This window comes from Geobacillus vulcani PSS1 (genome assembly GCF_000733845.1).
In the GTDB taxonomy this organism is placed as follows: Bacteria; Bacillota; Bacilli; order Bacillales; family Anoxybacillaceae; genus Geobacillus; species Geobacillus vulcani.
Genome location: NZ_JPOI01000001.1, coordinates 1570386 through 1590832 on the forward strand (window position 1 = coordinate 1570386; position 20447 = coordinate 1590832).

At 53.9% G+C, this 20447-nt stretch carries 21 protein-coding genes and 1 riboswitch; of the genes, 10 read left to right on the plus strand and 11 right to left on the minus strand.

Annotated features, from left to right (window positions below):
• Positions 1-71: 71 nt before the first annotated feature.
• The 5 genes from N685_RS0108540 to yidD all read right to left on the minus strand — a co-directional run bounded on the left by N685_RS0108540 (position 72) and on the right by yidD (position 5805).
• Positions 72-1103: a cytochrome d ubiquinol oxidase subunit II gene (locus N685_RS0108540; RefSeq protein WP_031407538.1), complete on the minus strand. Its 1032-nt coding sequence runs from the start codon at positions 1101-1103 to the stop codon at positions 72-74.
• Between the two features lie 146 nt (positions 1104-1249).
• Positions 1250-2599 carry a cytochrome ubiquinol oxidase subunit I gene (locus tag N685_RS0108545; protein WP_031407540.1) on the minus strand — a complete coding sequence of 450 codons (1350 nt, stop codon included), beginning with the start codon at positions 2597-2599 and terminating at the stop codon, positions 1250-1252.
• 282 nt (positions 2600-2881) lie between these two features.
• The gene (locus N685_RS0108550; protein WP_031407542.1) at positions 2882-3868 is read right to left on the minus strand and encodes a metal ABC transporter substrate-binding protein; all 987 of its coding nucleotides are present in this window, start codon (positions 3866-3868) and stop codon (positions 2882-2884) included.
• 254 nt (positions 3869-4122) lie between these two features.
• Complete coding sequence (locus N685_RS0108555; RefSeq protein WP_051870810.1) at positions 4123-5340, minus strand: GTP-binding protein; 1218 nt, start codon at positions 5338-5340, stop codon at positions 4123-4125.
• Between the two features lie 237 nt (positions 5341-5577).
• Positions 5578-5805, minus strand: coding sequence for a membrane protein insertion efficiency factor YidD (yidD, locus tag N685_RS0108560; protein ID WP_407059693.1), 228 nt, complete (start codon positions 5803-5805; stop codon positions 5578-5580).
• A gap of 186 nt (positions 5806-5991) precedes the next feature.
• Here yidD and N685_RS0108565 point away from each other — a divergent pair, with 186 nt between their 5' ends.
• Complete coding sequence (locus N685_RS0108565) at positions 5992-6468, plus strand: S-ribosylhomocysteine lyase (RefSeq protein ID WP_031407548.1); 477 nt, start codon at positions 5992-5994, stop codon at positions 6466-6468.
• 21 nt (positions 6469-6489) lie between these two features.
• Here the strand turns inward: N685_RS0108565 and ytzI are convergent, their stop codons facing one another.
• Positions 6490-6648, minus strand: a complete 159-nt coding sequence (gene ytzI, locus N685_RS18990; protein ID WP_171661398.1) for a YtzI protein — start codon at positions 6646-6648, stop codon at positions 6490-6492.
• A gap of 265 nt (positions 6649-6913) precedes the next feature.
• Between ytzI and N685_RS0108575 the strand changes: the two genes are divergently transcribed.
• From N685_RS0108575 to ytkD, 4 genes are all read left to right on the plus strand, one after another.
• A complete protein-coding gene (locus N685_RS0108575) occupies positions 6914-7354 on the plus strand; it encodes a Dps family protein (RefSeq protein WP_031407552.1) in 441 nt (146 codons plus the stop codon).
• A gap of 194 nt (positions 7355-7548) precedes the next feature.
• A complete protein-coding gene (locus N685_RS0108580; protein ID WP_031407554.1) occupies positions 7549-7944 on the plus strand; it encodes a phage holin family protein in 396 nt (131 codons plus the stop codon).
• A 57-nt stretch (positions 7945-8001) separates the two neighbouring features.
• The gene (locus tag N685_RS0108585) at positions 8002-8334 is read left to right on the plus strand and encodes a hypothetical protein (RefSeq protein WP_031407556.1); all 333 of its coding nucleotides are present in this window, start codon (positions 8002-8004) and stop codon (positions 8332-8334) included.
• A gap of 58 nt (positions 8335-8392) precedes the next feature.
• Positions 8393-8860, plus strand: coding sequence for an RNA deprotection pyrophosphohydrolase (gene ytkD, locus N685_RS0108590; protein WP_031407558.1), 468 nt, complete (start codon positions 8393-8395; stop codon positions 8858-8860).
• 116 nt (positions 8861-8976) lie between these two features.
• On the opposite strand, the gene N685_RS0108595 is transcribed toward ytkD, so the two are convergent.
• The 3 genes from N685_RS0108595 to N685_RS0108605 are packed head-to-tail and all read right to left on the minus strand — an operon-like array spanning position 8977 to position 11614.
• A complete protein-coding gene (locus N685_RS0108595) occupies positions 8977-9786 on the minus strand; it encodes an ABC transporter permease (protein WP_031407560.1) in 810 nt (269 codons plus the stop codon).
• Entirely contained in the window at positions 9770-10591 is an 822-nt protein-coding gene (locus N685_RS0108600; RefSeq protein WP_031407562.1) for an ABC transporter ATP-binding protein, read from the minus strand. The genes N685_RS0108595 and N685_RS0108600 overlap by 17 nt, the downstream gene beginning before the upstream one ends.
• Before the next feature lie 18 nt (positions 10592-10609).
• Positions 10610-11614 carry an ABC transporter substrate-binding protein gene (locus N685_RS0108605; protein ID WP_031407564.1) on the minus strand — a complete coding sequence of 335 codons (1005 nt, stop codon included), beginning with the start codon at positions 11612-11614 and terminating at the stop codon, positions 10610-10612.
• 213 nt (positions 11615-11827) lie between these two features.
• Between N685_RS0108605 and N685_RS0108610 the strand changes: the two genes are divergently transcribed.
• The 3 genes from N685_RS0108610 (at position 11828) to N685_RS0108625 (ending at position 14451) form a co-directional block, all read left to right on the plus strand.
• The gene (locus tag N685_RS0108610; protein ID WP_031407566.1) at positions 11828-12616 is read left to right on the plus strand and encodes an alpha/beta hydrolase family protein; all 789 of its coding nucleotides are present in this window, start codon (positions 11828-11830) and stop codon (positions 12614-12616) included.
• Positions 12617-12831: 215 nt separating this feature from the next.
• Positions 12832-13074: a DUF2584 domain-containing protein gene (locus N685_RS0108620; RefSeq protein WP_031407567.1), complete on the plus strand. Its 243-nt coding sequence runs from the start codon at positions 12832-12834 to the stop codon at positions 13072-13074.
• A gap of 462 nt (positions 13075-13536) precedes the next feature.
• On the plus strand, positions 13537-14451 hold the full coding sequence (locus tag N685_RS0108625) for an Rpn family recombination-promoting nuclease/putative transposase (RefSeq protein ID WP_031407569.1): 915 nt from the start codon (positions 13537-13539) through the stop codon (positions 14449-14451).
• 511 nt (positions 14452-14962) lie between these two features.
• Here N685_RS0108625 and pckA read toward each other — a convergent pair.
• Positions 14963-16549, minus strand: coding sequence for a phosphoenolpyruvate carboxykinase (ATP) (gene pckA, locus N685_RS0108635; protein ID WP_031407573.1), 1587 nt, complete (start codon positions 16547-16549; stop codon positions 14963-14965).
• A gap of 219 nt (positions 16550-16768) precedes the next feature.
• Positions 16769-16883: riboswitch (SAM riboswitch) on the plus strand.
• Positions 16884-17013: 130 nt separating this feature from the next.
• Here pckA and metK point away from each other — a divergent pair.
• Positions 17014-18228 carry a methionine adenosyltransferase gene (metK, locus tag N685_RS0108640; protein WP_031407575.1) on the plus strand — a complete coding sequence of 405 codons (1215 nt, stop codon included), beginning with the start codon at positions 17014-17016 and terminating at the stop codon, positions 18226-18228.
• Between the two features lie 208 nt (positions 18229-18436).
• Here metK and N685_RS0108645 read toward each other — a convergent pair whose 3' ends face one another.
• Positions 18437-18967: a gamma carbonic anhydrase gene (locus N685_RS0108645; RefSeq protein WP_031407577.1), complete on the minus strand. Its 531-nt coding sequence runs from the start codon at positions 18965-18967 to the stop codon at positions 18437-18439.
• A gap of 340 nt (positions 18968-19307) precedes the next feature.
• On the opposite strand from N685_RS0108645, the gene N685_RS0108650 reads away from it, so the two are divergent.
• Entirely contained in the window at positions 19308-20417 is a 1110-nt protein-coding gene (locus tag N685_RS0108650; protein ID WP_031407578.1) for a tetraprenyl-beta-curcumene synthase family protein, read from the plus strand.
• Positions 20418-20447 lie beyond the last annotated feature (30 nt).

A 20447-nucleotide genomic window follows, 5' to 3' on the forward strand; every position in this document is an offset into this window, starting at 1 on the left:
TTTATTTTGGCCGCGCATTTTCTGTCTTTTCTCCATTTATTTTGGCCGCGCATTTTCTGTCTTTTCTCCATTTATTTTGGCCGCACATAGCGTTTGTCGTGCATGAACAGCCGCCAGAAATAGACGAAGCCCGGAAACAAAATCAGGAAGCCGATGATGTAGGAGACAAACAGCGCCCGGAATGTGTCCGGATGGGTAAAGGCCGACTCGATCGTCACATCCGGATATACCATATAGGGCAGATGGGCTTTTCCATAGGCGTAACTGGCGAGAAAATACTGAATGACAATCGCAACGACCGCCAACCGCGGCCGCCCCCGCACGCCCGGATGCTTCGCCGACGGCAGCAGCAACGCCATGCCCGCGGCGGCGAACATCGCTACCGAGCCGGCGAGCCAAGGCCAATACTCCATCATGTTGTCATACAGCCATGCCGCTTCGTTGTGCATCGTCAACATCATGCCTGCGGCCATCAGCAGCGAAATCGGCCCGGTAATCCAAGCGTCGCGCCGATACAGGCGGTAGGCTTCCCGATCTCCGGCTTCGAGCGAGTAGTCCGCCAATAAAAGAGAGGAGAGAAACAGCGTGCTCGAAATCGCAAAGCCCATAAAGGAATAGGCGTGGGGGCTGGTAAAAAAGCGTTTCAAATTGAGCGTCGGAACGCCCTCATCGACCTCGATGAACGTTCCATGCGTGATCGGCAGCACGCTGATGAGCAGAGCCGGGATGATGATGCCGGTGAGGCCGGAAATATAGGTGAGCGCTTTTTCATATTCTTTCGCCACGTGGGCAAAGACCAAGAAAGCGCTGCGGATGGCGAGCAAGATCAAAATGATGCTGCCGGGGACAAGCAGCACCGTCCCGAGCAGGAAGGCGGCGCCGGGAAAAAAGCTGAACAAGGCGACGACAATGGCGACGATAAAGACATTGGTCACCTCCCAGGTGGGCGATAAATAGCGGTTGGCAATCTTCGTGGCGTTCGCTTTGTCGCGATGGATGTAGATCATCGACCAAAACCCGGCGCCAAAATCCATCGTCGCCATAACCGCATAGATGAAAATAAATCCCCACAGCACCGAAACAGCGATCAACTCGTTTGTCATCAACGTTCCCCTTTCTAGGAGATAGGTGATTTAAGGAAGAATGGCGCTCCTGACAGCGTTGCTCAATGGACACATGCTGCGACATCAGACTTGATCCCTTTCGGATTCTCGCCAATGGAGCGAAGCGGCTGTTTTTCACCAGCCTTCTAGACGGACAACGTGTCCTCGCCAGGCGATGGTCGCAGGTCATCCGCCACCGGATGGCGGCGGAAATAGTAGCGAAGCACGAGCACGACAGCGATGCTCAACAAAAGGTAAATCGCCACGAACAACACAAACAAGACCGCTAAATTTTCCGTTTGCGTGACGGCGTCTTCTGTTTTCATCATCCGGTAAATGACCCATGGCTGTCTCCCAGTGCAGGCGAAAATCCAGCCGCATTCAATGCCGATTACTGCCAGCGGCCCGGCGGCGACGAAGCTGTAGAGAAACCAGCGCGGAAAATCGAGAGAAGCTCGCCGCTTTTGCCAAATCCAAGCCGCGATGGACAAAACCAAAAGAAACATGCCGATCCCTACCATGGCGTTGAACAGCGTGTGGACAAACAGCGGCGGCCACCATTCTTTTGGAAAGTCGTTCAGCCCTTTGACGACCGTGTCGAAACGGTTGCCAGCTAAAAAGCTGAGCGCCCATGGAATTTCGATCGCCCATTTGACCGATTGCGTTTCCGGATCGGTCCATCCGCCGATGGCCAGCGGGGCATGGGATTGGGTGTCAAACAGCCCTTCAGCGGCGGCCAGTTTTTCCGGCTGGTACTCGTGCAGAAGCTGGGCTGATTCATGGCCGTTGATCGCGGTCAGCAGCGAGAAGACGCCGCCGACCGTCAACGAGAGCTTGAGCGCCTTTTGGTGAAACCGGCGCACTCGTTCGTCCTGCCGGGCGCGCAATAACTGATAAGCGGCGATGGAAGCCAACACGAACGCCCCGGTCATATAAGCGGACAAAACGACGTGTCCGGCCGTGACGAAAAAGCTTGGGTTGAAAAAGGCCGCCCACGGGTCGACATCGACGATTTCACCGTTTTCGATCCGAAATCCCGCCGGTGTGCCTTCAAACGCATGGACATTCGTAATCAAAATGGCGGAAGCGCTGGCGCCGAGGGCGACAAAACACACGCTGACAATCCGCATCCATGGAGAGATGCGGTCAGCGGCGTACACATAAATCGACATGAACAGCGCTTCAATAAAAAAGGCGTAAATCTCAATTTGAAACGGAAGCGACATCACCTTTCCGATCACTTCCATAAACCCCGGCCATAAGAGCGATAGCTGCACCCCGGCGATGGTGCCGGACGGAATGGCGACCCCAAGCAAAACCGCCAATCCTTTCGTCCACCGTTTCGCCATGATCGCGTAATCGCGGTCTTTCGTCTTCTGGTACAGAAGCTCCGCCAATAAAATCAGCAGCGGGATTCCGACGCCCAGTGTGGCGAAAATGATATGAAAGGCCATCGTCGTCCCGAATAAGCTGCGGGCAATACCCAAATCGTCCACGTTCAGCCATTCCTTTCTTTTTTCTTTATGGTCTGCCAATGTTCCGTAAGTTATTCCGAATGTCGGCTGCTGGCAAGCGGAATGTTTCCTGTTGCCGCGAGGGGAAGGGGCAAAGAGGAGGGCGCAGCGGCGTGAACCGTTCTCGTCGATCAAGGGCGCAGGAGCAGCAAAAAGGTTTCGGCCCCAACCGCGCTGGCTTGGGGCAAGCGGGGATCAATGAAGGCGGCCATGCAGCGGCAAAAAGGGCGTCTCATCGCTGGTTGAGACGCCCTCGGGGTGTTCTTATTGAAGCGCTGTTTGCAATGTACGAACATTTTCCTCCATGATGGCGAAATAATCGCGCCCCGCTTTTCGATCGGCATTGGTCAGCGATTCCAAGTTATGCAGACGGAGCGGTTTGGCGCCGAGTTCGTTTTGAATCACTTCCGCTGTTTTCGGATGAATGTTTTGTTCAAAAATCATATAGCGGATATGATGCTGTTTCGCCGTTTCGATCAGCTGCGCCAGCGCTTTTTGCGACGGTTCATTGCTTGGCGACAGCCCGGAAACGCTCAGCTGCTTGATTCCGTAGCGGTCTTCCCAATATCCGTACGCCTGGTGGGAGACAAGAATTTCTTTTTTCGGCGCTTTTTCGATGACCGATCGGAACTGGGCGTCAAGACGCTCGAGCTTTGTCTTTACGGTTTCAAAGTTTTTCCTAAACAGCTCTTTTTTTTCCGGCTTCAGTTCCGTCAGCAGATCGCGAATGTTCTCGGCGATCACGATCGAGCGGATCGGATCAAGCCATACATGGGGGTCTTGGTCTCCGTGTTCGTGGCCATGGTCTGCCTGATCGTTTTCGCTGTGTTCGTCTTTGTGCGCTTCGTCATGCTCATGCTCGTTTTCATCGTTGGCTTCAAGCCATTCAATGCCTTTGGTGGCCACGAAAAATCGGACATGTTCATGTTGCAACGTTTCTTTCAGCTTTTCGGCGAACGGTTCCATTCCGTGGCCGATGTAAATGAAGGCATCCGCTTGGGCAATCTGTTGCACGGTTTTGGTCGTCGGTTCGAACGTATGAGCTTCCGCCCCCGGCGGATACACGCTTTTCACGATTACGGCGTCGCCGCCGATCTTTTTCGCAAAGTCTTCGAGCGGATACACTGTCGTGTAAATCGTTAACCGGTCTTTCGATGTTTGGGCTTCGTTTGTCTCCGGCTTCGATTGACAGCCATACAGCAAAGCGCTCAGCGTCAAAAGGAGAGACAAAAGGATGGACGTTGTTCTCATAGGGAACTCCTTTCTTGACTTACAGATGTCCGCTTTTTTATTTTATCGTAATCATTACGATTTGAAAATGATCAATCATCATTGACAAGGACGGCAAACACCGCCGTTGCCCGCCCGTCAACGGTATTTCGCCAAAAAACATTCATAAAGACATGCTCTTTGCCCCTGGGTGATTTTTACAGGAGTTTGGCGATAGGGTCCTGTCTCATCGATTGCGGCAAAAACGCAAACTGTTTCCGCCAAGCTTTGCGTTATTACGAAATATCTCCAGCAGCAGGCGGCACGAAGTCATCTGAAGGAATCAATGAAGGGAACGGATTCGGAAACAAAGCCCAATCTTCCTTCATCTCCTCGTCGGTCAGCAAACATTGATCCAACGAGCGTGCGATGTCATCCGCATTCATGTGAATACCGATTAACACGAGTTCGGTCATGCGATCGCCGTAGGTCTCATCCCATTTTTCCCGCCATGTCTCCTCTTCTTGCAAGAACAGTTGTCTATCTTCCTCTGGATAGGAAGCGATCCATCGTCCTGCTGCTTGGATGGAGACGGATGTTCCCGCTTGGGATAGGAGAACGCATACGTCATTCCAAGGCGCAAGCCAAAGAAAGCCTTTCGCGCGAACCACCTCTGTTGGCCAGTTTTCAAGCCAATTCATCAACCGTTCCGGATGAAACGGCCGCCTTCTTCGATACACAAAGGAAGAGATGCCGTATTGCTCGGTCTCGGGTGTGTGCTCTTCATTCAGCTCTTTGATCCAACCCGCTGATTGGCTCGCTTTTTCAAAATCAAATAAGTGAGTGTTTAAAATGGAATCAAGCGGCACTTGGCCGAAGGTTGCCGGGAGGATGACAGCTTCCGGATTGAGCTTGTGAAGCACGGTTTGCAATTTTTGCGCTTCCTCCGGCGAGACAAGATCGATTTTATTGACGATAATGACATTGGCGAATTCGATTTGTTCAATGAGCAAATCCGCGATTTCTCGGCTGTCCGTTTCATCGACGGCCTGTTGGCGGTCAAGCAAGGTTTCGCCCGAGGAAAAGTCCGCCCAAAAACGATTGGCGTCGACCACCGTCACCATCGTGTCTAAACGGCATTTTTTCGACAAGTCGATTCCCAGTTCTTCGTCTAAATAAGTAAAGGTTTGAGCGACGGGAATCGGCTCGCTAATTCCGGAAGATTCAATGACAATATAGTCGATCTCCCCGTTTTCAACGAGCTGGTCAACCGCTTTGATTAAATCCTCCCTCAAGGTGCAGCAAATGCAGCCGTTTTGGATTTGCACCAGCTTTTCCTCCGTGCGGAAAAAGCCGTTTTGCCGAATCAGCTCGGCATCCACATTGATTTCGCTCATATCGTTGACAATGACGGCGATTTTTTTCCCTTCGCGATTGTGCAAGATATGATGAAGCAAGGTTGTTTTTCCAGCCCCTAAATAACCGCTTACTACCGTGACAGGAATTTTGTTCATCTGCCCCGCCTCCTTCTTGAAAATAGTAATCATTACGATTTAACAAGATTGATCATACAAAAAAATCAACCAAATGGCAAGAGGGAAGTGATTTTGTGGCTCTTCATCAAAAGATGTGTTCGACTTGTAAAGACAAACATGATCGTCGTATTGACCAAAGAGGCGGGTGCCATGAAAAGAAAACATGCTGTTTTGATTTTTGGCATGATCGGTCAAGGACAATTTGTGGCAAAGAGACTATTTTGTTTCTTTCAGACGCTGAGATGGTTCAGGAACGGGGTCAAAACCGCCTGGATGGAACGGATGGCACTTCAAAATGCGCTTTGTCGTCAGCCATCCTCCTTTGAGCGCGCCGAAGCGGCGGATCGCTTCAATCCCGTAGTTCGAGCAGGTCGGGTAAAAGCGGCATGTCGGCGGTTTGAGCGGTGAGAGAAACCGCTGGTAAAAGCGGATGAGCGCGATCATGAGTTGGGCCAACCGAAACCATTCCTTTCCGTGTTTCACTGTCTTTAGCATAGGATAAATGGGTTCGAGATTCAAGAAAAAGACGCGTGAGGGAAAGCGAGGAGCGGAAGCAGGCAAAAAAGGTGCGGGACGGGCGCCGTTTTGGTTATGATAAAAACGAAACCAAATGGTCAGGAGTGATGGAACATGCCTTCACCAGTGGAAAGCTTTGAGCTGGATCATTGCGCGGTCAAAGCGCCGTACGTGCGGCACTGCGGCGTTCACAAAGTCGGCAGCGACGGCGTCGTGAATAAGTTTGACATTCGTTTTTGCCAGCCAAACAAAGAGGCGATGGATCCGGCGGCGATTCATACGCTCGAACATTTATTGGCGTATACGCTGCGCAAACATGCGGCGAAATACGATCATTTCGATATCATCGACATCTCGCCGATGGGCTGCCAGACCGGATTTTACCTTGTCGTAAGCGGATCGCCGACCGTGGACGAAGTCATCGATTTGCTGGAAGAAGCTATGAAGGACGCGCTCGACGCGGCGGAAGTGCCGGCGGCAACTGAGCGGCAATGCGGCCAGGCGAAGCTGCATGACCTCGAGGCGGCCAAACAGTTGATGCGCGTTTGGCTGTCGCAGGAGAAAGAAGAGCTAAAAAAGGTGTTTGGCTGATGAACAAGCCGGCCCGCGCCGCTACTGCGGCTGCTTCGGGCCGGCTTGTTGTTCGCTGCCGCGCTCGTTTGGAAGCGGATCGATCGTATGCTTGTACGCATACGCTTTGGAAGTCGTGATGACCGCTAAAGCGAGGACAACAGCGGCGATGATGAGGCAAATGGCTAATGTCCAGTACATGATGAGACCCACCTTTTTTCTTTCCATTATAACATACAAAAAGCGTCTTCCCCGCCGCGCTGCTTCGTCTTTTTCTTCCCGCCCCCGCCGGCAAACGGACCGGGTGCGTCTGCGTCCGCCAAACGGGCGGCTGCTTTTTCCTTTTCCGCTTGTCTTGGACGATTCATATTTCCGGCGGAATCGGGAGAAGCTATCCATCGGCAGGTTTCCCCATGTTTCATCAACAAGCCGGCTGGGTACAAGAACCATGAGGAGGAGTGAGACGATGGCCAACCAGCTGATCGATCTTGTCAACAAGCAAATCGCCAACTGGACCGTTTTGTATGTAAAGCTGCACAACTACCATTGGTATGTCACCGGTCCACAGTTTTTTACGCTGCATGAGAAATTTGAGCAGCTTTACAATGAGGCGGCCACCCACATTGACGCCCTCGCTGAACGGCTGTTGGCGCTCGGCGGCAAGCCGGTGGGGACGATGAAAGACTGCCTCGAGCAGGCGTCCGTCAACGAAGCAACGGGAGCCGAAACGGCGGAGCAAATGGTGGCTGCGATTGTCGGCGACTTTGAAACGATGATTGGTGAATTGAAAGAAGGCATGCAGCTCGCGGAGGAAGTGAACGACGAAACGACGGGCGACATGCTGCTTGGCATTCACCGAAACTTGGAAAAACACGTTTGGATGCTGAAATCGTTCCTCGGACGTTGATCAGGCGGGATTCATCTTCCTTGGAAGCGAATGCTTCCCGGTGATTGACGGCAACGAGAAAGGCTGTCCTCCACAGGTGGGACGGCCTTTTTCTTTGTCGAAAAAGGGAGATTTTTTAGGGAATGCGCCGCGTCGCGTTCTCTCCTCCAGGCATACGATAGTTACGCGTATCCTATGTTCAAGGAGGGGGGAGCATGAATAAGCCGATTCCGATGGTTGCCGTGTCGCTGTTCGGTTCGTTTCTGTCACTGTTTGTCGGCAGCGTGGACTCATTTGTCGTGATTTTGCTCGCGTTGGTCGTTGTCGACTACCTCACCGGCATCGCCGCCAGCGCTGTCGAAGGCAAGCTATCGAGCCAAGTCGGATTTCGCGGCATCGTTCGCAAACTGCTCATTTTCGTTCTGGTGGCGGCGTCGCATCTCGTCGATTTGGCCATTGGATGGAACATGCATGTAATCCGCGATGCGATCGTGTTTTTCTATATCGCCAATGAGTTTATCTCCATCATCGAAAACGCCGGCCGGGCGGGCGTCCCGATCCCGTCCGTGCTCCGCAAGGCGATCGAGCTGTTGAAAGATGAAATGAAATAAGCATATTGTTTCCGGATTGCCCCATACTAAGCAAAAAGGCAAAAGGAGTGGACGAAGGTGGCAGACGAACGGAAAAAGACGTATTACGTCTCGATGGCGACCGGGGAAATTTCGCAGTTGAAGACCGCGTCGCCGTGGGATTTTGAGATTCAAGCGACCGATCGTGAAATCGCCCAACTGCGGGAATATTTTGACCAAAATTACTCGACCGATTGGCAGGCGTTTTGGCGCACCCATGTGCCGTATGTCCAATACCACTATGATCGGGAAAACGATGCGTACGACCGGACGCTTGTCGACATTTACAAAATGATTTATGAGCTTGGCAATGAGGAAGCGAAAGCGCACATCCGCTCGATTGGCATCCTTCCTGATGAAAAAGAAGAGTAAACGCCGCGAGTCGAGCGGCGTTTTTCTGTATAATGGGGAGAGGAAAGGGGAGAGTCCGATGCACGAATTCCGGGATTGCTACGGACATCGCGTTCGACTGGCCTTTCGCGTTCATCCGTTTTCCTCTTCTCCGGGGCATGTGTGGGTCATTTGCCGCTATGGCGGACGATGGCTGCTGACCAATCATCCGCGCCGCGGCCTCGAGTTTCCCGGCGGCAAGGTGGAAAAGGGGGAAACGGCGGCGGAAGCCGCGGTCCGCGAAGTGATGGAAGAAACAGGCGGCATCATCCGCCAGCTCGAATACATCGGCCAATATGAAGTGGAGCCGGATATTGTGAAAGACATTTATTTTGCCGACATCGCGGCGCTCATCGAGCGGGAGTCGTATGCGGAGACGAACGGCCCGGTGCTGCTTGAGGCGCTGCCGGATGACATCCGCGGCGATGATCGGTTCAGCTACATCATGAAAGACGATGTCCTTTCGCTTTCGCTTGCCGAGTTGAAGCAGCGTGGGTGGATCGATTGAAAAGGGGGCGTCGATCGACGGCTCCCAAAGATGGATTTCTCCAAAGCGGCGGATGCCGGCTCATCCGGGCGGCACCAATGAAACGAGACGCCCCTCAACATGTGGCGGGCGTCCCGCTAGCGGCGGCTTCCCCATTTTTTCTCGATCAAGGCGACAAGCTGATACATCACGGTCGACAGCAAGGCGACAATGAGCAGGCTCATCAACACAAGGGTGAAGTTGAACACTTGGAAGCCATAAATGATCAAATACCCGAGCCCTTGTTTCGAGACGAGAAATTCGCCGGTGATGACGCCGACCCAAGCGAGGCCGACGTTCACTTTCAGCGTGGAAATGATGGCCGGAAACGACGCCGGCAGCACCGCTTCTTTGAAACATTGGTAGCGGGTGGCGCCGAACGTCTGCAATACTTTCAAATAGTTGGGATCGACCTCTTGGAACGCCGAATAGACGACGATCGTCGTGATGATGATCGAAATGACGACGCCCATGGCGATAATCGACGTCAAGCCCGGCCCGAGCGCGACGATGAAAATCGGTCCGAGCGCCACTTTCGGCATGGCGTTGAACACGACCAAATACGGATCTAGCGTCTTCGCCAGGCGCGGAAACCACCAAAGCAACGCGCCGATCAGCGCCCCGCCGGCCGTGCCGATGAAAAAGCCGAGCAATGTTTCGAGCAGCGTCGCCCATGTATGGACGAACAGAGAATGATCACTCATTTTTTCGGCAAACAGCTTGACGATGGCCGACGGAGAGCTGAACAAAAGCGGGTCGACCCATTGGAAGTGGCTCGCCGCTTCCCAGACAGCGAAAAAGGCGACAAGCAAGACGGCCTGAAAGAGGCGGATGGCCCGCTGTTCTTTGCGCAAGGCGGCAAGGTATTGGGCGTGCTTCGTTTCAATTTGTTTATTGGGCGGATTCAAGGGCCTCCATCTCCTTCCAAATGGATTGAAAGAGCGCCGGAAACGATGGATGCTGGCGGGCGGCAAGCGGCGGGCGCCCTCGCAGATCGTCCGGGACGACGAACGTCTTCGCCAGGCGGCCTGGGCGCGGAGAAAGCAAGAAAATGCGGTCGCTCATGGCGATGGCCTCTTCAATGTCATGGGTGACAAGAACCGCTGTTTTTTCGTATTGCCGCAATGTGTTCCAAACGAGCTCTTCGAGTCTCAGCTTCGTCTGCTGGTCGAGGGCGGAAAACGGTTCATCGAGCAACAAGAGTTTCGGATCGGTCGCTAAGGTGCGCACAAGCGCCGCACGCTGGCGCATGCCGCCCGACAGCTGACTCGGGTAATACGATTCCACGCCGGCCAAACCGATTTCCGACAGAAGAGCGAGCGCTCGCTCTTTGGTGTCAGCGTTCAGCGTGTTGGTGATTTTCAACCCGAGAAGGATGTTTTCTTCGATCGTTTTCCACGGAAACAAGTAGTCTTGCTGAAGCACGTAGCCGACCGCGCGGCGGATGGATGAATTCGATCCGGCCGCCCGGCGCGCCATAGCGGCGTTCGTTTCCCGCGGCCAAAGCAGTTCGCCGTCGATGCGGACCGATCCTTCCGTCGGTTCAATGAGCCCGGCGATGATCGACAGCAACGTCGTTTTGCCGCAGCCGCTTGGGCCGAGAAAGGAGACGAATTCTCCTTTCTCGACGGACAGCGACACCTGATCGAGCGCGGTGACGGCGGTCGTTTTCGTCAAATACGTGTGCGAGAGGCGGTCGATGGCAAGAAACATCCGATTCACCCGCTTTCGTTACTCATTCATCGCTTGTTTGGCAAACGATGAATCCACCAGCGTTTCAAGATCGATCCGCTTTGGCAGTTCGCCGGCTTCGTCCATGATCGTTTGCAAGTGGTTCCATTCGTCTTCATCCAAAATCGGATCGGTCGCGTAGGTTCCTTGGCTTTTGTAGCGATCAACCACTTTTTCGATGAGGGCCAAATCGGTGTCTTTGAAATACGGCTGAATGGCTTTCGCGATGTCCGAGGCGCTGTGCGATGCGACCCATTGCTGGGCTTTGTAGATGGCGCGCGTGAATTTTTCAATGACGTCTTTGTTCGCTTTTATATAGCTTTGTTTTGCCATGTACGATGTGTACGGGACGCGCCCGGACTCGGTGCCAAAGGAAGCGACGATGTAGCCTTTTCCTTCTTGCTCAAAAATGCTTGCGGTCGGCTCAAACAGCTGGACGAAATCGCCGGTCCCGCTCGCAAACGCGTTGGCGATGTTGGCAAACTCGACGTTCTGGATCAATTTCAAGTCCTGGTGCGGGTCGATGCCGTGTTTTTTCAACACAAATTCGCCGACCATCTGCGGCATGCCGCCTTTCCGCTGGCCGAGGAACGTGCTTCCTTTCAACCTCTCCCACGTAAAGTGGTCAATTTTTTTGCGGGAAACGAGAAACGTGCCATCGGTTTGCGTGAGCTGCGCAAAATTGATGACCGGATCGTCCGTCCCTTGCGCATAGACATAAATGGATGTTTCCGAGCCGACCAAGGCGATGTCGGCGCCGCCGGACAGCAGCGTCGTCATCGTTTTGTCGCCGCCCCATGTCGTCGTTAGCTCGACATCGAGCCCTTCTTCTTTAAAGAAGCCTTTTGCTAAGGCGACGTACTGCGGCGCGTAAAAAATCGAGTGCGTCACTTCGGCGAGCCGGACGTTTTTCAGCGGCTTTTCTCCTTGGCCGTTGCCGTTGTTGCAGGCAGCGAGCGGCAAAAGGAGAAGAAGCGAACACAACCATACCGCCCATTTTTTCATGTGGTCTAACCCCCTTTTCGTCCACGTGTAGTGAACAGTGGCTTCACCTTATCGTATGCACGGGCGAAAAATGTGTGAATGCCTAGAAAAAATGGGCGGTGAGCCGAGAACGGGCGGCGGACGGGACGCTTTGCGCGCACCCGTCGGCTTTCGGATGAGGGGAATCGGGAACAAGACGGTGTGGTGGAGGTTGCATGGAAAGGAGCGAGCGCGATGGACGGGGACATCATCGACTACTATCGGTTTCCGTCGCCGCATCCGGGCATCGAGGTGTTCTTGGTCACCTATATGTCCCAAAGGCTGAAGGTGAAAGGATTTTTGGCTGTGCCAAACCAAAACAAGGTGTATGACGGGTTTTTGTATTTGCGCGGCGGGATCAAAAACGTCGGGCAAGTGCGGGTGCCGCGCCTCATCCAATTCGCGTCGCACGGCTTTGTCGTCTTCGCCCCGCTCTATCGCGGCAACGGCGGCGGGGAAGGGAACGAAGATTTTGTCGGCGATGACCGCTATGACGCCATCGCTGGATTTGAGCTTCTTCGCCGCCATCCGCTCGTCCATCCGGGGCGCGTGCACGTGTTTGGCTTCTCGCGCGGCGGGGCGATGGCGCTTCATACCGCCATGCTCGCTGAACGGGTTTGTTCCGTCGCGGTTTGGGGCGGTGTGACGGATGTGGCGCTGACGTACTGGGAACGTCCGGATTTGCGGCGGATGATGAAGCGCGTCATCGGCGGCACGCCGAACAAATACCCGGAGCGCTATCGGCATCGAACCCCGCTTTATCATCTCGAGCGGCTTCGCGCGCCGGTGCTCATCATCCACGGCGGGCGCGATGACAACGTCTCGATCGAACACGCCTGGCGGTTGGAACGGCGATTGAAGGCGCTCGGCAAGCGAGTGACCGCGTGGTATTTTCCCGAGTTCACTCACTATTTTCCCCCGCGCGCCAACCGCGAGACGGTGAAAAGGCTTACAGCATGGATGAAACAACAGCCGACCGTGTGATACGATAGAAGGGGAAGCGGCCGAATGAAACAGCCTTCGCGGGGTCTGGTCTTTGATCGTCGGGAGCTTGCGGTCATGGCCGATGGGAGAGGGAGCGGCCGATCGTTCGATGAGCAAGAATCCGAACCAAGCTGTTGCCGGAAACCGGCTTGATGTCGCGAAGGGTTCAAACGGGCCGCGACTTGAATCGATCAAAAGCAAGGAGGTCGGAAATGATGGGCATGCCGATGGAGCTGCAGACGCTCATTGTGACCAAAGGAAACGAACAGCGCGTCCAAGGCAATTTGTTCGTGCTGAAAAAAGAAGGCTACCGCTTATATCCGCTCGACGTGCCGCTTGAAGTGCGCCGGACGCTGCAAAGCGAAGCGAGCGGCATCGCCGTCGTGAAAAAGCTGGAATGGGAAGACAACCGGACGACGGTGACGTACGAACTCGTCAGCTTATATTCGACGAATTGAAACATGATGGGCTGCAAGGAGCGGGCTTGATCAGTGCGGATTCATTTGGCAGGGGCGCAAACGGAAAAGCCGTCTGCGCCCTTAGTTTCGGTTCTTGCCGTCTTTAGCCTGTGTCGTCAGGGCGACTGACAAGGCTGGTGAAAAACCGCTGATTCCCTTCATCAATGGGGGAACGCGTGAAAAGCAGGACCGATGCAACAAGGTTTTTCTAGTTGAGAAATGATATTGCAAAGCGGTATCCACGATTCAATCACCAACCTCTTAGAGGACTGGTGAAAAACGGCCGCTTCGCTCGACTTGTCGGATATCACAAGGAATAAACGATGGTGTTACACGGCTTTGCCATTTGCGAAACAACGTTGGACAGCCGTAAATCGTCAGCCTCCTAATAAGGAAAAGAAGGAATTCGGCCACAAAGAGCGAATAAAATACAGCGAATTCAATGTCGCAAGGAGGGAAAACGTGACCAAACCGCGAATCGATCACGACCGGTTGTTCAAGGAGTTGCTGTCGACGTTCTTCGAAGAATTTTTGCTTCTCTTTTTTCCCGATGTGTACGAGCACATTGACGTTCGCCACCTCTCTTTCCTCTCAGAAGAACTGTTTACCGACGTCACGGCGGGGGAGAAGCATCGCGTCGACTTGTTGGTCGAAACGAAGATGAAGGGGGAGGAAGGGCTCATCATCGTCCATGTCGAACACCAAAGCTATGCCCAACAGACGTTCCCCGAGCGAATGTTCCTCTACTTTAGCCGCCTGTTTCAAAAATACCGCCGCCGCATTGTTCCAATTGCCATCTTCAGCTATGACGAATCCCGCGATGAACCTTCTTCGTGGCGCATCCAGTTTCCGTTCTTGACCGTTCTCGATTTTCGTTACTTGACGGTGGAGTTGCGCAAACTGCCGTGGCGCGCGTACATCCGCCATGACAACCCCGTCGCCGCCGCCTTGATAAGCAAAATGGGGTATAATAAAGAAGAGAAAGTCGAAGTGAAAAAAGAGTTTTTGCGCATGCTCGTCCGCCTTGAGCTCGATGAGGCGAAACAGAGGTTGTTGTTCGGCTTTTTTGAAACATATTTGCGGCTGTCTGCAGAAGAGGAAGCGAAACTGCGAAACGAGGTGAGGCAAATGGAGACAAAGGAGGCGAAGCAAGTCATGGAACTCATCATTTCGTATGAACAGCGGGGAATGGAAAAGGGAATCGAACAAGGTATCAAACAAGGGATCAAACAAGGCATGAAACAAGGGCGCCAACAAGGGATCGAGGAAGGGAAGCTTGAGGTGGTGAAGCGCATGCTCGCTAAAGGATATGATGTCAACACGATCCACGAGCTGACCGGGCTGCCGGTTGAGAAAATCGAAAAGGTGAAGGAGTAAGCCGGCTCTTCGCTGCTAGGCTGGCTTGGTGACGTGCACCGTTCGATTGGTTTTTTAACCGACTGGAAAAGGCAGGAGCGCAAACACCCCCTCGGTTTGCGCTCCGCCATATGATGAAGCCAGACTGACTCCTTGACTAATCGAAAGGAGAAATTTCGTTACGCCTTTCCCCTGAGCCACCTTCTCTGTTGTGCGTTCTTGTATGTGCAAAAGAAACATGAGAATGGTCGAGGCGACATAGAACAACAAGGTGATAAGGAGTAACAGGGACGGCGATCCTAAACTGACAATCAAACTCCCGATCGGCCAGGCACTAAGTTTGATGAATTGATCTGTAGAGTCTATTTTTATTCCTAAATGTTCCTTGTTTGTCAAGGATTCGTTCGGCATCGGAATGAAAAAATCCTCCCGATTTTCGCGAGAAGGCGGCAAAATCGGAGGTCCAAAGCAAAGGAAAGAAAAGAAAAAAACAGCCGGACAGGGAACGGCTTCCTGTCCGGCTGGGGGTTCGTTATACGAGCGGTCCGCCGAGCTTTTCGATCGTTGGGTCGATATGAGCGAACTTTCGGAAGTTGGCGCGGAATTTTTCCGCCAGTTCTTTCGCTTTTTGTTCGTACGCTTGTTTGTCAGCCCATGTGTTTTGCGGGCGCAAGACGTCGTCCGGCACGCCGGGGACGTGCGCCGGGATGGCGAGGCCGAAGATCGGGTCTTGCACGGTTTCGACGTTGTCAAGCTCTCCTTCGACGGCGGCTTGCACCATCGCGCGGGTGTAGGCGAGCTTCATGCGGCTGCCGACGCCGTACGGCCCTCCTGTCCAACCGGTGTTGACCAAAAAGACGCGGACGTTGTGCTCAGCGATTTTTTGCCCGAGCATTTTCGCGTATTCAACGGCCGGGCGCGGCAAAAACGGCGCGCCAAAGCACGTCGAGAACGTCGCTTCCGGTTCGGTGACGCCGCGTTCCGTGCCGGCGAGTTTGCTTGTGTAGCCGCTTAAGAAATGATACATCGCCTGTTCGCGCGTCAGCTTGCTGATCGGCGGCAGGACGCCGAACGCATCGGCCGTCAGGAACACGATCGTGGATGGATGGCCGGCGACGCTTGGGTCGACGATGTTTTTGATCGCTTGAAGCGGGTAGGCGGCGCGCGTGTTTTCCGTCAATGTGCCGTCATCGTAATCCGGCACCCGCGTCGCGTCGTCGAGAACGACGTTTTCGAGCACGGCGCCAAAGCCGATGGCGTCAAAAATTTGCGGCTCTTTCTCGCGCGATAGGTTGATGCATTTCGCATAGCAGCCGCCTTCGATATTGAAAATGCCGCGGCTCGACCAGCCGTGTTCGTCATCGCCGATCAAGCGGCGGTTCGGATCGGTCGAGAGCGTCGTTTTCCCGGTTCCCGACAAGCCGAAGAAGAGGGCGACGTCGCCTTCCTGGCCGACGTTGGCCGAGCAGTGCATCGGCAGGATGCCTTGTTCCGGCAGCAAATAGTTCATCACCGAAAAGATCGATTTTTTCATTTCGCCGGCGTACTCCGTCCCGCCGATTAGGACGACGCGGCGTTCAAACGAGATGATGATGAACGCTTCCGAGCGCGTGCCGTCCACAGCTGGATTCGCCTTAAAGTTCGGCGCGCAAATGACGGTGAATTGCGGTTCATGCGCGGCGAGCTCTTCGGCGCTTGGCCGGATGAACAGCTGATGGACGAACAAGTTGTGCCAGGCGAATTCGTTCACGACTTGAATCGGCAGCCGGGATTTCGGATCGGCGCCGGCAAAGCCTTTAAAGACGAACAGTTCATCTTTTTTCATTAAATAATCGAGCACTTTGTCGTACAGTTTATCAAACGTCTCCGGAGACATCGGCTGGTTGATTGTCCCCCAGTCGATCGTTTGCTTCGTTGACGGTTCTTCGACGATGTATTTGTCTTTGGGCGACCGCCCCGTGTACTTGCCGGTCGTGACGGCGACGGCGCCGGTGTGCGTCAGCCGACCTTCCTTCCGTTGCAGCACTTTTTCGACGAGTTCAGCGACGGACAGTTGGTAGTGGACGTACGGTTTTTGCAGCAAGAGATCGAGTTTATTGGTCATATTGGCAATCCCCATGTTCAAAACCTGCCTTCTTTATTAGAATCACTCTTGAAAATAGTATAACACATTTTTATTAATAGTCCATACTAATTGTGTGGGTTTTTCAAACTTTATTTTTCCCAATGTGTCGATTTCTTTGAGGAAAGAATGTTCATGACTGGAAATAATAAAAAATGAATTTCGATAGTTGACTTTGCCGATTCCATTGCGATAAGATAAGTCATTGAACGGATACTCTTATCCCGAGCCGGCGGAGGGACAGGCCCGATGAAGCCCAGCAACCGTCACAACTGTACATGTGTGAAATGGTGCTAACCTGTGGCAAGGCGCAGTCCTTGAACGATAAGAGTGAAAGGAAGCAATACGATTGCCATGACCTTTCCTCAGCCGTTACAGGAAAGGTTTTTTATATTGCGAAGCGAAAAAAGGGAAATGAGTTCCGTGTCGCCACATTATGCCAAGAGGAGGAAACAAACCGAATGTCAGCCAAACGCCGCTTGTTTACTTCAGAATCTGTAACCGAAGGACATCCGGATAAAATTTGCGACCAAATTTCCGATGCGATTTTGGATGCCATCTTGGAAAAAGATCCGAACGCCCGCGTTGCTTGCGAAACGAGCGTCACGACCGGACTGGTGCTCGTGAGCGGGGAAATTACGACGTCGACGTATGTGGACATTCCGCGCATCGTCCGCGATACGGTTCGCGAAATCGGCTATACGCGCGCCAAGTACGGATTTGACGCCGATACGTGCGCAGTGCTCACGTCGATTGACGAGCAGTCGCCGGATATCGCGATGGGGGTGGACCGAGCGCTCGAGGCGCGCGAAGGTCAGATGACTGACGAGGAAATTGAAGCGATCGGCGCCGGCGACCAAGGGCTCATGTTTGGGTTCGCCTGCAATGAGACGGAAGAATTGATGCCGCTGCCGATTTCGCTTGCGCACCGCTTGGCGCGCCGCTTGGCGGAAGTGCGCAAAACGGACGTCTTGCCGTACTTGCGCCCGGACGGGAAAACGCAAGTGACGATCGAATATGATGAAAACGGCAAACCGGTGCGCGTCGATACGATCGTCGTTTCCGCACAGCACCATCCGGAAATTACGCAAGAGCAAATCCAGCGAGACATTAAAGAACATGTGATCAAACCGGTCGTGCCGGCGGAGCTGCTGGATGAGAACACGAACTATTTCATCAACCCGACCGGACGGTTCGTCATCGGCGGTCCGCAAGGGGATGCCGGGTTGACGGGGCGGAAAATCATCGTCGATACGTACGGCGGCTACGCCCGTCACGGCGGCGGCGCGTTCTCGGGCAAAGACCCGACGAAAGTCGACCGTTCGGCAGCGTATGCGGCCCGCTATGTCGCGAAAAACATCGTCGCAGCTGGCCTTGCCGACAAGTGCGAAGTGCAGCTCGCCTACGCGATCGGCGTCGCCCGCCCGGTTTCGATTTCGATCGATACATTCGGCACCGGCAAAGTGTCCGAAGACATTTTAATTGAAGTCGTCCGCAACAACTTTGATCTCCGTCCGGCGGGCATCATCAAAATGCTCGACCTTCGCCGTCCGATTTACAAACAGACGGCCGCTTACGGCCATTTCGGGCGCACGGACATCGACCTGCCGTGGGAGCGCACCGACAAAGCCGCCTTGTTGAAAGAACAAGCGTTGGCGTTGGCGAACAAACAATAAAGCAAAAAAGAGGGTGGCCTACAGGCGATAGCCGGCCGCCCTCTTTTTTATTTTTTGTTTTGGCATAGGCGTGTGCTGGGAATGGATGGCCGTGCGATCGGTGAGCGGTCGCCAACGGCCGTTTGCCTCTGTCGTTGGCCTGTTTGTGCCAGGGGACGCGCCTGCAGGGGCTTGGCGATGGGGGCAACCTTCCCGCCGCTGGCGCCGGTTAGGTCTGATTGGCCCGCTGTTGCTGCAGTACTTTGTAATACTGTCCTTTCTCGACATATTCGCGGCGGATGCGCTCCATTTCGCGGATGTCGTCTTCCGTCAGTTCGCGGACGACTTTCGCCGGCCGGCCGAGGGCGAGCGTGTTGGGCGGAATTTTTTTGCCTGGCGGCACCAAACTGCCGGCGCCGATAAACGCGCCTTCCCCAATTTCTGCACGGTCCAGAATGATCGAGCCCATGCCGATCAAGGCGTTTTTGCGAACGATGGCGCTGTGCAAAATGACTTGATGGCCGACCGTCACCCCGTCCTCAATAATAAGCGGATTGTTTGGACTTTGATGCAAAATTGAGTTATCTTGAATATTGACCCGATTGCCAATCACCGTCGGTGCTACGTCGCCGCGAATGACGGTATTGAACCAAATGCTCGTCTCTTCGCCGATGGTGACATCGCCGGTGATCGTCACATAGTCGGCGATAAAGGCGGATGCGGCAATTTGCGGTGTTTTGCCTTTGTATGGGTAAATCATGGGCGTTCGTTCCTTTCCGTTTCAAAATCGATCGTTCACCATGTATTGTACAACGCTGCGTCCAAATCGCCAACGAAAGCGAGCACGCCTAATCGGGATTGGTGAAAAATGTTTCTTTTCGCCCGATGAGTGATTGGGATAGGGAAAGAAGATCCGAATTTCACAAAACTTCTCAACGTGAGAAAAACCGTTTTTGAGCGGCTTTTTCATTTCATTGCCAACCCCTTTTATGGTTTGCCCCAGCTGCAGGGATGGCAATACTGGAAAACGAGATTGCAGGCTGTTCAGACGCGAAACGATTTTGGTTGCCGATAAGATGGAAATGCTAGGAGACGAGACCATGGTGTTTGCACCTGAGGTGAGCCGATTGAACATTCCGAAAAACCCCATCGCCTTGATGAAAACGGTGTATCGTGACGTGCTTCCGCTTGTCCACCGTGAGCTTGCCTATTGGCAGCGCCAAGCTGAGCGCATTCCTGACCCGGAATTGCGGCGCCAGGCGCTCGCGAGCATCGCCTCAAAAACGTTCCATTGCGAAGGCGGCTCCATTTTGGCGCTCTTGGCCGGAGAAAACATGGAGGATTGCATCCGCTTTATCGTTGCTTACCAGACGATCAGCGATTATTTGGATAATTTGTGCGACCGCAGCACCTCGCTTGATCCGCTCGACTTTCGCGCCTTGCACGATTCGATGCCGGACGCTTTGACGATCGGCGCGGAGCCGTCGAACTATTACCGCCATCGCCGAGAACAGGAAGACGGTGGCTATTTGCCGGCGCTTGTGCGCACGTGCCAAGAGGTGCTCGAGACGGTGCGCCATTATGAGACGGTCGCCCCGTTTTTGCATGAATTGGCCGGATATTATTGCGACTTGCAAGTGCATAAACATGTCGAAGCGAGCGAGCGGGTGCCGCGGCTGGAGAAATGGTTCGAGCAATACAAAGCCGCCTTGCCGCCGATGGAATGGTATGAGTTTTCCGCCTGCTCCGGTTCGACGCTCGGCATTTTCTGCCTTGTCGCCTATGCGTTTGGCGAATCGCTGCCGCCGGAGATGGCGAGACAAGTGCGCGACGGCTATTTTCCGTACATTCAAGGGCTGCACATTTTGCTTGACTATTTGATCGATCAAGAGGAAGACCGGGAAGGCGGCGACCTGAACTTTTGTTTTTACTATCCGAATGAAACGGTGATGCTTGAGCGGCTTTGCCATTTCATCGAAGAGGCCGACCGCCATGTCGGCGCGCTCCCGCACGGCGAGTTTCATCGCCTCATCCACCGCGGCTTGCTCGGGTTGTATTTGTCGGATGCCAAGGTGAAGAAGCAACGCGGACTGCGCCGGCTGGCGCGCCGGCTCGTCCGCGCCGGCGGGGCGGCGTCGCAGTTTTTTTACTGGAACGGCAAGGCATACCGCCTCTGGCAAGGAACACAAAAACGGCTGTCCTTTTCATAAGGGCGGCCGTTTGCTTGTATTGGCGAGGAC